At 67.3% G+C, this 11450-nt stretch carries 14 protein-coding genes and 1 pseudogene; 9 read left to right on the forward strand and 6 right to left on the reverse strand.

The features are described 5' to 3' along the window. Positions 1-198 precede the first annotated feature (198 nt). Entirely contained in the window at positions 199-1491 is a 1293-nt protein-coding gene (locus GVV04_RS31480; protein ID WP_161692646.1) for a zinc-dependent alcohol dehydrogenase, read from the reverse strand. Between GVV04_RS31480 and GVV04_RS31485 the strand changes: the two genes are divergently transcribed. The 6 genes from GVV04_RS31485 (at position 1475) to GVV04_RS31500 (ending at position 6075) form a co-directional block, all read left to right on the forward strand. Next, positions 1475-2383, forward strand: a complete 909-nt coding sequence (locus GVV04_RS31485) for an AraC family transcriptional regulator (RefSeq protein ID WP_161692647.1) — start codon at positions 1475-1477, stop codon at positions 2381-2383. The genes GVV04_RS31480 and GVV04_RS31485 overlap by 17 nt on opposite strands. A 14-nt stretch (positions 2384-2397) precedes the next feature. Beyond that, positions 2398-2529 (forward strand): hypothetical protein, encoded by a 132-nt coding sequence (locus GVV04_RS34190; protein ID WP_268926390.1) that lies wholly within the window; start codon positions 2398-2400, stop codon positions 2527-2529. Continuing rightward, positions 2529-3473, forward strand: a complete 945-nt coding sequence (locus tag GVV04_RS31490) for a carbohydrate kinase family protein (RefSeq protein WP_161692648.1) — start codon at positions 2529-2531, stop codon at positions 3471-3473. Before GVV04_RS34190 ends, GVV04_RS31490 begins: the two co-directional genes overlap by 1 nt. 421 nt (positions 3474-3894) lie before the next feature. Continuing rightward, positions 3895-4836: a hypothetical protein gene (locus tag GVV04_RS31495; protein WP_235967312.1), complete on the forward strand. Its 942-nt coding sequence runs from the start codon at positions 3895-3897 to the stop codon at positions 4834-4836. Then, entirely contained in the window at positions 4757-4924 is a 168-nt protein-coding gene (locus GVV04_RS33745; RefSeq protein WP_328822674.1) for a transposase, read from the forward strand. Before GVV04_RS31495 ends, GVV04_RS33745 begins: the two co-directional genes overlap by 80 nt. A gap of 146 nt (positions 4925-5070) precedes the next feature. Then, positions 5071-6075 (forward strand): methylenetetrahydrofolate reductase, encoded by a 1005-nt coding sequence (locus tag GVV04_RS31500; RefSeq protein ID WP_235967320.1) that lies wholly within the window; start codon positions 5071-5073, stop codon positions 6073-6075. A gap of 138 nt (positions 6076-6213) precedes the next feature. Here the strand turns inward: GVV04_RS31500 and GVV04_RS33750 are convergent. Continuing rightward, positions 6214-6650: pseudogene (locus GVV04_RS33750) on the reverse strand (transposase); the annotation flags it as partial. Between GVV04_RS33750 and GVV04_RS31515 the strand changes: the two are divergent. Further along, complete coding sequence (locus GVV04_RS31515; RefSeq protein ID WP_235967314.1) at positions 6620-6898, forward strand: hypothetical protein; 279 nt, start codon at positions 6620-6622, stop codon at positions 6896-6898. The pseudogene GVV04_RS33750 and the gene GVV04_RS31515 sit on opposite strands and share 31 nt — an antisense overlap. A gap of 134 nt (positions 6899-7032) precedes the next feature. Here the strand turns inward: GVV04_RS31515 and GVV04_RS31520 are convergent, their stop codons facing one another. The 4 genes from GVV04_RS31520 to GVV04_RS31535 form a co-directional block, all read right to left on the reverse strand. Next, positions 7033-7707 carry a DUF2306 domain-containing protein gene (locus GVV04_RS31520; protein WP_161692651.1) on the reverse strand — a complete coding sequence of 225 codons (675 nt, stop codon included), beginning with the start codon at positions 7705-7707 and terminating at the stop codon, positions 7033-7035. Then, a complete protein-coding gene (locus GVV04_RS31525; RefSeq protein WP_161692652.1) occupies positions 7704-8090 on the reverse strand; it encodes a hypothetical protein in 387 nt (128 codons plus the stop codon). The genes GVV04_RS31520 and GVV04_RS31525 overlap by 4 nt, the downstream gene beginning before the upstream one ends. 187 nt (positions 8091-8277) lie before the next feature. After that, positions 8278-8832: a YceI family protein gene (locus GVV04_RS31530; protein ID WP_161692653.1), complete on the reverse strand. Its 555-nt coding sequence runs from the start codon at positions 8830-8832 to the stop codon at positions 8278-8280. Positions 8833-8971: 139 nt separating this feature from the next. Then, on the reverse strand, positions 8972-9355 hold the full coding sequence (locus GVV04_RS31535; protein ID WP_161692654.1) for a hypothetical protein: 384 nt from the start codon (positions 9353-9355) through the stop codon (positions 8972-8974). A 108-nt stretch (positions 9356-9463) separates the two neighbouring features. Between GVV04_RS31535 and GVV04_RS31540 the strand changes: the two genes are divergently transcribed. Both GVV04_RS31540 and GVV04_RS31545 read left to right on the forward strand, forming a co-directional pair. Then, positions 9464-10573, forward strand: a complete 1110-nt coding sequence (locus GVV04_RS31540; RefSeq protein ID WP_161692655.1) for a sensor histidine kinase — start codon at positions 9464-9466, stop codon at positions 10571-10573. Beyond that, positions 10570-11223 carry a response regulator gene (locus tag GVV04_RS31545; RefSeq protein WP_161692656.1) on the forward strand — a complete coding sequence of 218 codons (654 nt, stop codon included), beginning with the start codon at positions 10570-10572 and terminating at the stop codon, positions 11221-11223. The genes GVV04_RS31540 and GVV04_RS31545 overlap by 4 nt, the downstream gene beginning before the upstream one ends. The last annotated feature ends 227 nt before the right edge of the window (positions 11224-11450 follow it).

Here is an 11450-nt window from a genome sequence, read left to right on the forward strand (position 1 = left end):
AACCGAGCACCTGCCTCGGCAAAAGCGTTGATGCTGAACTGAGATATTGCCTTGACCTGCGGACGGCACGTCCGGACACCCAGTCATGACAGCGATGTCAGGCGCCCGGAACGGCCGGTTACGGATGGGTCCCGGGGCTGTCTGGCTGCCGTCGGGTGCCGCCGTCTCGGTGTGTGACACGTGGACGGCAGCCGACCACTATTCCCGGTCCGCTACGGGATGACTGCGTGGCGTCACCAGGATCTTGCCTTCGCTGCCGTTGGCCGCAGCGGCGAAGGCCGCGGCGGCCTCCTCGACCGGGAAGACGGTGCTGACGATCTGTTCGCTGGGAAGTCCCCCGGCCGCGGCGATCGCAATCGCGGTCTGCATGTCCGCCGCGGTGTAGTTGGCGCAGCCCTGGATGCGCATCTCCCAGTCCTGCACCTCCGGCAGCGGCATGTTTCCCGCACGCGGCGGCACACCGACGACGAGCAGCGTCCCCGCGTGCCGCAGCACGTCGAATGCCTGACGGATCGACACCTCCGTGGCGACGCAGTCGAACACCACGTCCGCGTGGCCGCCCTCGTACGCCCGGCGGACCGCCGTGGCGAACTGCGGGTCGGCGGCGTCCACAGCCGCGTCGGCACCGAGCGTCAGCGCTCGCTCGCGCTTGGCGGGCTCGAGGTCGGTGACGACGATGGTGGCGGCACCCGCCGCACGAGCCGCGACGACGCAGAGGATCCCCACGGTGCCGGCACCGAGAACGACGACGTTCGCGCCGTGCAGGTCGCCGGCGATCCGGGCCGCATGAACGGGCGTGGCGAGACACTCGACCAGGGCGGCGTCGAGGTCCGAGACCTCGTCGGGCACCGGGATGATGTTGCGCCCCGGGGCGACGACATAGGCGGCCATGCCACCGGCAAGCTTGCCCGAGGAGTCACACCCGATCCAGGCAAGCTGCTGACAGGCGTTGATGCGGCCCGCCCGGCAGTTGACGCACTCGCCGCACTCGACGTTCGGCCTGACGACGACCCGCTTGCCGACGAGAGAGGGGTCGACACCCGCGCCGACGCAGTCGACGACGCCGCACAGCTCATGCCCGGGCAGGTAGGGCGGGTGCAGGAACGGGTGATGCCCCGCGATGGCGTGCGTGTCCGAGCCGCAGATGCCCGCATAGGTCACCGCCACTCGCACCTGGTCTGGTCCAGCCTCCGGGACGGGCGAGTCGACGACCGTCACGTCGTTCAGCCCCGCCACCCGCACCTGACGCATCGTCGCGCTCGTCCCCACCGCTCCGCCTTCAGTCCCTCGCACCACCAGGGCTTTCGGCCCTGGTCCCGTCCCTTGTCTCTCGGGTCGAGCACTACTCTCCAGCGGACGGGCCGGCCAGGGTATGACTTCGCAAACCGAGTTCTGATACTTTCTTGCGAGCATCGGCGGCTGGATCGGGGGCGTCGTGACAGATGGGACCAGAACACCGGACGGAATAGGCCAGATGTCCGAAAACAGCACCGCAGCTATCGCCAAGGCGAAGCTCCGTCGTCCCGCGTCCCGCGAAGTGATCACGCTGGACGGCACCTCGTCGTTCCGGTTCTACGTGCACGACGAGCCCCACCCGTTCGCCTCGTGGAGCTACCACCCCGAGTACGAGGTGCATCTGATCCTCAGGTCATCGGGCCGCTTCGTCCTCGGCGACGCCATCGGTTCCTACGTTCCCGGCCAGCTCATGCTGATCGGGCCGAATCTTCCGCACTCCTGGATCGCCGACCGGGAACCCGACGAGCACCTGACGGACGCCCACGCCGTGCTCCACTTCACCGACGGCTGGATCAGGGCGTGCCAGGCGGCGATGCCAGAGCTGCGGGTCCTCGAATCTCTCCTCCGGCGCTCGGGCCGAGGGATAGAGTTCCACGGCGCGGCCCGCACCCGCGCCACGGAGGCTCTCCTCGCGATCCGAGACGGCGCCGAGGGCGCGGAGCGGGTTGTCCGGGCCCTGGACCTCCTGCGAATCCTCGCCGAGGCGTCACTCGAGGACGCGACGCCCGTCGTACGAGCCTGGGTGCCCCAGCTCGACGACGGAGGCCCATCCGAACCGATGAGCCGCGCGATCGACTACATATTCGAGAACCTCGCCACCGGCGTGCGACTCCACGACGCCGCCAGGATCGCAACGATGAGCGACTCGGCATTCTCTCGGTACTTCAAGGCGCGCAGCGGCCAGAGGTTCACCGACATGGTGCGCCAGTTGCGTCTGACACAGGCCTGCCACCTGCTGAAGAGCACCGACAAGCCGATCACGACGATTGCGACGACCGTCGGCTACTCAAATCTGTCCAACTTCAACCGGCAGTTCCTCCGGACCTACGGCAAGACGCCACGTCAGCAAAGAGCGGAGTCACAATGACAGCAGACCCGAGGGTGAACGACTGGCTGACGAGGAAACGGCTCGCAAGCGCTGTGCTCGAGTTGCTGCCAGTCATGGCCGTCCCGCACGCGGCCGACCTGCTCGAGCACGGTGGCGCGGACGCGCTGATCGGAGACCTGCGGTGATGCCGTACGCGGTGGTTCTGGGTGAGGCGCTGGTCGATCTCTTCGAGGTCGAGGTTGCCGGCGAGCGGGTCTTCCGGCCGATGGTCGGCGGCGCGCCCCTCAATGTGGCCTGCGGGATCGCGCGGCTCGGAGCCGAGGCCAGGTTCGTCGGTTCGCTCGGCTCCGATGCGTTCGGCGACCGGATCCGCGCTCTGCTCACCGAGCAGGGCGTCGATCACAGCGGCTGCGTCAGCGTCGACGTGCCGACCACACTCGCGGTGACGAGCCTGCACGGGGCGGAGCCGGAGTTCGCCTTCTACGGCAACCCGCCCTCGTACGGGTTGCTCGACCCGGTGGACCTCGATGTGATCGCCGGGGCCGGGACGCTCTACTGCGGGTCGATCGCCCTGCTGCAGCCGACGACCCTGGCCGCGGCGAAGGCCGCGTGGGCGACCCCGGGTCCGTTGCGCACCATTGACCCGAACGTACGGCCCGACCTGCTCGACGACCCCGCATCGTTGCGGGCAACCGTCGAGTGGTTCGCGTCCACCGCCGACCTCGTGAAGCTCAGCGAACCGGACGCGCGGCTACTCTTCGACCTCGACGCCACCGCTGTGGCGAAGCACCTGCTCAGCCTCGGTGCGGGAGCCGTGGTGGTGACCCTGGGCGCCCGAGGCGCGCGCGGTTTCGTCGACGGTGCCGAGTTCTCGGTCACTCCCCCGCCCGTCGACGCGGTCGACGCCACCGGCGCTGGGGACGCGACCATGGCCGCGCTGAACTTCGCCCTTCTTACCGGTGGCCTTCCCACAACCGAGGAGCAGTGGCGCAACGTTGTCGCGTTCGCCGTCCGCGCGGGCTCGCTCGCCTGCGAAACCAGGGGCGGTGCCACCGCGATGCCGCCCCTGTCCCGGCTGCAGGCACCCGCGGCGGCGGCGGTAGGGCCAGCCCGCACCGAGCCGTTGTAGGCAAGCTCGCAGTGGAGCACAGCGAACCACCGTGGAGTGTGCGGGTCACCGGCAGGGACAGCGGGCGCATCGTGGTCGATCAGGGTGCAGGTGATGCTGATGCCGCCGCCGGGTTCGCGGGCGATCTCGTTCAGCCGCGCCTGCACCGGCCAGTCGGTGGTGGTGGTGGTGGCCACCTCGTACAGGCCGCCGCCACCGTCGCTGCGGTCCGCCGCGGCGCGAGCCTCGTGGGGTTCGACGTCGTCATGGCGTGTTCTTTCAGGCGGTTGCGGTCTGTCGGGGCACCGTCGCGGCGGGCCCGGTGGTGGTGTCGTAGCCGGCGGCTTGGAGGGTGAACAGCTCGGCGTACCGTGCACGGTGCCAATACGTGTCGCACGTGCTGTGAGCTGGTTCCCAGCACGGCTGAGGCATCTTGATGGTCATGGTGTTCCGACTGATCTATCTGGTCGCGATCCGCGGGTTTGATGCCCTGTTCGTCGCGGCCCGTAGTGACAGCGCGGTGCTCGCTGAGCTACTGGCGCTGCGTCACGAGGTCGCGGTGCTGCGCCGTCAGGTCGACGGCCGACCGCGCCTGTCCTGGCCAGACCGGGCGATCCTGTCCGCGCTGGCCCGGCGGCTGCCACGCGCGGTCCGCGCTCACCGGATCGTGACCCCGGCGACCCTGCTCGCCTGGCACCGCCGGCTGGTCCAACGCCGCTGGACCTACCCCCACCGGGGCGGCCGACCACCCGTCAGCGACGAGATCCGCGAACTCACCCGCCAGATGGCCCGAGACAACCCCCGCTGGGGCCACAAGAGAATCCAGGGCGAGCTACTCGGACTGGGCCACCGCGTCGGCCTCGGCACCATCCGCCGAATCCTGGCCCGTGGCCACCTCGGCCCCGCACCCCGGAACACCGACACCTCCTGGCGGAGGTTTCTGCGCACCCAGACCACCGGCCTGCTGGCCACCGACTTCTTCCACGTCGACACCGTGTGGCTACGCCGCCTGTACGTACTGGTCGTCATGGAGATCGCCACCCGGCGAGTGCACCTGCTTGGCGTGACCGAGCACCCGACCCAGGCATGGGTGACCCAGCAGGCCCGCAACCTGCTCATGGACCTCGGAGAACAGACCAGCGACTTCCGGTTCCTCATCCGCGACCGCGACACCAAATACGCGGCATCGTTCGACGCCGCACTTGCCGATCAGGGCGTACAGGTGGTGAAGACACCACCGCGCACACCAAAGGCGCGAGGAATGCACCGACCACGTCCTCATCTACGGCCAGCGGCACGCCAGAGTGATACTGACCGAGTACCTCCGACACTTCAATCACCACCGGCCGCACCAGGGGCACGGGCAGGTACCACCCAACCGTGAGCCGGGCAACGTGATGCCAATCGACGGCGTTGTCCGACGCCGACGACGACTCGGCGGGGTCATCAACGAGTACCACCGGGCCGCATAAACGGATCTACGAACTCGCAGGTCAGCAACCAGCACCCAGTTTTGGCACCCTACAACCTACCTTACGGTTTCCGGGTTGCGCTCAGGGATTGGGATCACGACCGACCCGTCGGGTTCGAGGGTGCGCAGGATCGTAGCGTGGTGTTCATGGTGGAGTCTGGACCTTTGACCGAGGGTGAGCCGGCCGGCGGCAGACCAGGAGTGGCAGATTCTCCCGGGCTTCGGGACATGCTCGCCGCGGGAGACTCGGGCATCCTGCTGTTCAGTCTCACGCCGCCCAAGCGCCACGAGACCGAGCAGCGGGTCAAGGAGATCGCGGCCGTGACGGCGGAGCGGCTAGCCCGGCTGCCTATCGACGGTCTGATTCTGTACGACATTGATGACGAAGCCGATCGCGTCCCGGAGGAACGACCGTTCCCGTTCCTGCCGACACTGGATCCGGCTCGGTATTACGCCGACCACCTCAGCACCGGCGATCTCCCGGTCGTCATCTACCGCTGTGTCGGCAAATATCGCGACGAGGAACTGCGAGACTGGCTCAGCCGAGCCGATCCGCAGCGGGTGCTCAGCGTCTTCGTCGGTCCCTCGTCTAGAGACAAGCCAGTACGGACCGACCTGCGATCGGCTCACGCCGCGCACCGGCAGGTGCGCCCAGAGCTGATGCTCGGCGGCGTCGTCATCGGGGAACGGCACACCCGCGGCCAAGACGAGCATCTGCGCATGCTGGCCAAGCAGGAACGCGGTTGCTCGTTCTTCGTCTCGCAGGTGGTCTATCACGTGAACGAGACGAAGAACCTCATCTCCGACTACTTCTACGAGTGCCGAACCCGGGAGATCGCGCCGCGTCCGGTGATCTTCACGCTGTCGGTGTGCGGCTCGCTCAAGACCTTGGAGTTCGTCCGGTGGCTCGGCGTGGACGTGCCACGCTGGCTGGAGAACTCCATCCGCTATGCCAGTGACCCGCTCGCGGAGTCGTGCCGGCAGGCCGTCTCGATCGCCCAGGACCTGGCCGACTTCTGCCAGCATCTCAATATGCCGTACGGGTTCAATGTGGAAAGCGTGTCTATCCGTAAGGCCGAAATCGACGCAACCGTCGAGCTCGCGGCGAACATTGCGCTACTGCTGGGAAGAGGCACGGTGGCAAGCAGTTGAGGCAGCGAGCCGGATCTCCGTCTGGGCGGACTGACCTCGGACCAGGTGGTGTCCAGAAGCGCGGAGATTGTCAAGGCGTCGCTCAGGAGACCCGCGCAGCGTCCAGCCTGAGGGGACTGCCCCGGGTTTGGTTGACTCGTCGCAGGGGTCCCGCCGGGTGACCGGGGTCTTCTTCCACGCGTAGTAGGCCTGCTTGCTGAACCCCAACACCCGGCAGGTCACCGCGACGGGAATCCCGTCCGCGGCCAGGTCACCGACCAGCGGGTACATCATTTTGGGGAGATCTCCTTGGCGAAGTACGCCGCCGCCCGACGCAGGATCTCGTTCTCCTGCTCCAACACCTTGTTCCTGCGACGCAGCTCCGCAGACTCGGAAGTGGTGGCCCCGGGACGGACGCCGTCGGCGACGTCGGCGAGCTTCAGCCAGCGGTGCAGACACGCTTCGGAGATCCCGCAGTCCTTCGCGACCTCCACGATCGAGGCATCGCCCTTACGGGCGACCGAGACCACGTCACGGCGAAACTCCAGGGGGAACGCTTTTCGGCATGACAGACATCCTTCCAGCGAGGAACACATCCTCACAGGTCAGGAGTCAACCGAACCGGGGGCAATCCCTCCCGGACAACGAACGCAAGCTCCGCGACGACCTCACCAGGGCAACCGACCGAATCAAAGAACTCATCGCCGAGATCAACAAGCTCCAAGAAGAGAACGACGCACTCGCCCGCATCGTCAATGTCCTCGAACTCGAAAACCACGAACTCCGAACCGGCACCGGCAGAACCGGCCAGCTGATCGGCCTACCATCCGCCTACGACCGGTGATCCCATCCACCGACGGTAGCCGACCGATGGACGACAACCGCACCTGGAGCCGGCGACTACACGACGTGCCGCAGGTTGCCCCCGATAGCGTCCGGATCTGGACGAGGGCGTATCGGACAACTGGTCGAACGATGTCACCAGCGTGCGGTGCCATTCCCGGCGTTGGTATGCATGCCGCTGTCTCGCGGACGGCGCCTGATGAGGCTCTCCGCCACGACCAGGTTGACGATCCAGCCAAGGGTCTGGCCGACCGGGATCAAGGCTTGAACGCGTTCTTCGACTGGGCCGGCGCCGTCGCCGATAAACGGACTCTGAGCCAGAAGCAGCAGCGGGGTAAGGATGCGCGAGGTGACGGCGAGGAACGTCAGCGCGTAGTTGCGCATCATCCAGTCGCGGTGACCGATGAAGTCGCGGCGGCGGGCGGCACGGTAGGCGAGCCCACCGGTGATCAGCCACAGAGCGGCCGCGATGACGAGTCCGATCTGGGTCACGATGCGGCCGGACCATAACGCGACCGGGATCGCGGTCACCGCGGAAGGCAGGACCCCGGCGAGGAGGTAGGCCCGGCCGATCGTGCGGTGCAGCGTCCGGCGCGCCCGCACCGTGGACATGAACTGCAGGGGGCCGAGCACGATCGCGACCGCGGCCGTGAAGATGTGCGCTACGAGCAGGGAGTAGTGCAGGTTCCCACTCATGTCGAGGCGGCTGTCGTCGATGTCGAGCCTGAGATACGGGTTGATAAGGACGATGCTGATGATGATGGCGGCGATGAGCAGCAGCCATGCGCTTCGCGGACGCGGCACGGTCATTGCTTGACCTGGTATTCCCGTCTGACCGCGACCGAACCGGCCACGAGGGCGATGACGACACCGGCGAGCTGCATCACGGTGCCGATCACCCCGCCGATGCCCGCATCGCCAGTCAGGTTGCCGGTGCCAGCCCCGCTGACCACGCTGGACAGGACGAATCCCACGATCACGAACAGGCCCAGGAACGCGCCAACTCCGGGTGCCCAGGCCCGCTTCGCCAGACCGACGAACGTAGCGCCGCTCGCCAGGATCAGTAGACCCGGTGGGGGGTAGAACGGGAACTCGACCCCGGATGCCCACAGGATCGCGATGCCGAGGGCACCCGTCGCGAGCCCCCAGATCGTAAGCCCACGGCTTGTGGTCGACGTCGAGATGCCAGCCATCGCTTCCTCCTAGTGATTCGAAGATTTGCGCTACGGGCGCGGCATGGTGCAGGCCTGCACCATGCGCCGAGGCGGCTGCGCCCGGTCACCTCGCCAGGGGTGTCGCGGCCGGGCGGCCGAGAGTGTCGCCGCTGATGAACACGGCCCCGCGTGCTGCTGTCGTTAAGTTTTCTCATCCCGACAATGGCTACGGGGCCGGTCGGGGCGTCCGGATTGCAATGGCGTCGAACTCAATCGGCACATGTTTGTTCACCAAGGCGACGGTCATGGCGTTCCAGTTCACGCCCCAGACGCCACGGTTGATAGTGGCGCTGCCGGCGAGGTGAACCCGGAGGTTCTCCGGCGGGCCGTGCCGGGCGTGGGTCAGCTCGACGTTCACGGGGACCGGCTTGGTCACGCCGCGGATGGTCAGGTCGCCGGTGACTGCGAAGGTGGCTTCGCCAACCAGGTCCGCCGTGATCGGCGTAAAGGTGATGACTGGGTATGTGTCGACGTTCAGGAAGTTGCGGCGCAGGTGCTCGTCGCGTTGCCGATTGCCAGTCTGGACGCTCGCCGCCTGGATCAGGACCTCGACGCTCAGCCTCGACTTGTCGCCGTCCAGCCGCGCACTGCCGGCGAACTCGTCGAACTGTCCGCGGACCTTGGTGCCTATCGCGTGCTTGGCGCTAAAGCCGATCCGGGTGCCGGCGGTGTCGAGGACATAGTCGCCGGCCAGCTCACTGAGCCTGGGTAAGGTCGTCATGCTTGGACGCTCCTGTGCGAGAGGATTCTGTCTGAGCGGGACGTGATGAGGGCATCGAGGCGGGTACTGAGTGGGTGCTCGAGGTAGCCGCTCTGGTGAACTGCCGGATGGGATCGACTCGAGCCACGTGAAGGGCCGTTCATCGGGCTTTTCTCCGCATGCGGCTGCTGGCGGTGGCAAGCCCGGCGAGGAGGCCGACAACCAGACCCATGGTCTGGATGACCGTTCCGGCGAACACGCCCATGGCCGACGGATCCGCCAGTTGGTTGCGTATGTTGGGCGTCACCACCGCGCCGAAGGTGATGAACGCAGTGATGAGGACGCCGAGCAGCGGTGCCCACCGGTTGCGCAGGGCGAGCAGTCCTGCAGCCGCCAGCAGGAGCAGCAAGCCTGGCGGGACGGTGGGGTAGTCGGCGCCGCCGAGGATCTGCACGACGATCCCGGCCGAGGCGGCGAGCAGGGCGGCGACAGCGACGTTGCGGGTCATCCGACCGGCGCCTGTGGTCGTCACACGATTGGTCACCGATGCAGCCTGCCGCGGCGCAAGGGCGTCAGCGTCGGCTCGATCGCGTCGACGGTCGTACGCAGAATCGCGTACACGGCATGGCCATCGCCCTGCAAAGATCGCTGGATGAGGTGGATCCGATCGTCGGCAGCGGACCTGGCCCTGGCCGCCCTGCTCGCAGTATCCGCCGCCGCCGCCAGCGCCGTGGCCGACGAGCTCGGCCGCCCGTCGGTGCCGCTAGGTACGCTGGGCTACGTCCTGGTCGTGATCGCGGCACTCGGCCTGTCGGCGCGTCGAAGTCGGCCGCTCGTGACGTTGATGACCGCAGCGGTCTGCACCGGTGGATACCTCGCCCTGGGCTACGCCTACGGTCCGATCATCCTTGTGCTCATGATCGCGGTGTATAGCGCGGCCAGGCATGCTCCACTACGGGTCGCCGCCTGGTGCGCGGCGGCAACGTTGATGATGCTGCTGGCTCATCTGCTCACCTCCGACCGGGCGCTGGGGTGGCTGGGCGTAGTGCCAGCGGCCGCGTGGGTGGTCGTCCCCGGCGCGCTGGGATACGGCCTGCGCCTGCGGCACCAAGCCGGCCAGCTCGCACGGGCCGAGGCGATCCGGCAGCGGCTGGACGACGAGCGGCTCCGCGTCGCCCAAGAGGTCCACGATGTCGTCGGGCACGGCCTGGCCGCCATCAAGATGCAGGCCGACATCGCCCTACACGTCATGCCCCGCCAGCCCGACCAAGCTCAGGTGGCATTGGAGGCGATCAGTCGGACCAGCCAGCAGGCGCTCGACGAACTGCGTATGACACTGGCCGCCGTGCGGCACATCGACGGCGACGACCGCGCCCCCACCGCTGGCCTCGGCCGCCTGAACAACCTATGCCGGCGAATGGCCGACGCCGGCGTCACGGTGCGTGTCCACACCACAGGCGAGCGTACCGGCGATCTTCCCCCGGCGGTCGACCTGGCCGGCTATCGCATCATTCAGGAATCACTCACGAACGTGCTACGGCACGGACGCTGCGTGCAGGCCGACGTCACCGTCCAGTACACCACCGACTTTGTCGCCATCGCGATTGCGAATCCGATCAACGGCACGCCGACCAACGGTTACGGCACCGGCATCAGCGGGATGCGGGCGCGAGTGGAGGCGTTGGGCGGTGACTTCGTTGCCGGACCGGTGGCCCAGCGGTTCGAGGTGCACGCACGACTTCCCACCGGAGGCGGCACATGATCAGCGTCCTGATCGCCGATGACCAGGACCTCGTCCGGCTCGGGCTCCGCACCCTCATAGCCAACGAAGACGACCTCACCTGCGTCGGCGAAGCCGCCGACGGCCTCGCCACAGTAGCGATGGCCACCCGCACCAAACCGGACATCGTGCTGATGGACGTCCGCATGCCGGGCATCGACGGGCTGGAAGCGACCCGGAGAATCACCGCTGCCCCCAACCTGGCCACGACCCGCATCATTGTGCTCACCACCTTCGAACACGACCAGTACGTCTTCGACGCCCTGCGAAACGGAGCAAGCGGCTTCCTGCTCAAAGACACCACGCCAGCGGAACTCCTCCGCGCGATCCGCACCGTCGCCGACGGCGGCGCGCTGATGTCACCATCGGTCACCCGCACGCTGCTTCGAGAGTTCGTCACACTCAGACCCAGCACGAGGACGCCCCACCCCCAGCTCAACACCCTCACCGAACGGGAACGAGAGGCCATGGTGCTCGCCGCGGAGGGTCTCAGCAACGACGAAATCGGCAGACGGCTCCGCATCAGCACCGCCACCGCCCGCACACACGTCAGCCGCGCCATGGTCAAGCTCAGCGCCCGCGACCGCGCACAACTCGTCGTATTCGCCTACCAATCCGGGCTCATCGAATAGCCAAACATAAGCAGTGATCCGAGAACCACCTGGCTCTACCGATATCTGGGCCTGAGTAGCGGAAGGGAGCCGCCGAGCGGCGTTCGCCGCAGGAATCGGCGGGACTGCGTAGATTTCCGTGTTTGACCTGGGTGTGGTCCGTTGGACAGGACGTTGATCCTGTCCGGGAAGGACCATGTCATGGCAGACAAGAAGAACGCTGTTCAGCTTCCGCGGCCGACGGCGGT

Origin of the sequence: Micromonospora rubida (genome assembly GCF_009908295.1) — a bacterium.
Lineage (GTDB): Bacteria > Actinomycetota > Actinomycetes > Mycobacteriales > Micromonosporaceae > Micromonospora > Micromonospora rubida.

Excerpts from the sequence above, each read along its gene's own strand:
- GVV04_RS31540 (WP_161692655.1), top strand. The coding sequence starts at position 9,464 with ATGAGGTGGATCCGATCGTCGGCAGCGGACCTGGCCCTGGCCGCCCTG.
- GVV04_RS31490 (WP_161692648.1), top strand. The coding sequence starts at position 2,529 with ATGCCGTACGCGGTGGTTCTGGGTGAGGCGCTGGTCGATCTCTTCGAG.
- GVV04_RS31495 (WP_235967312.1), top strand. The coding sequence starts at position 3,895 with ATGGTGTTCCGACTGATCTATCTGGTCGCGATCCGCGGGTTTGATGCC.
- GVV04_RS31545 (WP_161692656.1), top strand. The coding sequence starts at position 10,570 with ATGATCAGCGTCCTGATCGCCGATGACCAGGACCTCGTCCGGCTCGGG.
- GVV04_RS31525 (WP_161692652.1), bottom strand. The coding sequence starts at position 8,090 with ATGGCTGGCATCTCGACGTCGACCACAAGCCGTGGGCTTACGATCTGG.
- GVV04_RS31515 (WP_235967314.1), top strand. The coding sequence starts at position 6,620 with ATGACAGACATCCTTCCAGCGAGGAACACATCCTCACAGGTCAGGAGT.
- GVV04_RS31520 (WP_161692651.1), bottom strand. The coding sequence starts at position 7,707 with ATGACCGTGCCGCGTCCGCGAAGCGCATGGCTGCTGCTCATCGCCGCC.
- GVV04_RS31500 (WP_235967320.1), top strand. The coding sequence starts at position 5,071 with ATGGTGGAGTCTGGACCTTTGACCGAGGGTGAGCCGGCCGGCGGCAGA.
- GVV04_RS31485 (WP_161692647.1), top strand. The coding sequence starts at position 1,475 with ATGTCCGAAAACAGCACCGCAGCTATCGCCAAGGCGAAGCTCCGTCGT.
- GVV04_RS31530 (WP_161692653.1), bottom strand. The coding sequence starts at position 8,832 with ATGACGACCTTACCCAGGCTCAGTGAGCTGGCCGGCGACTATGTCCTC.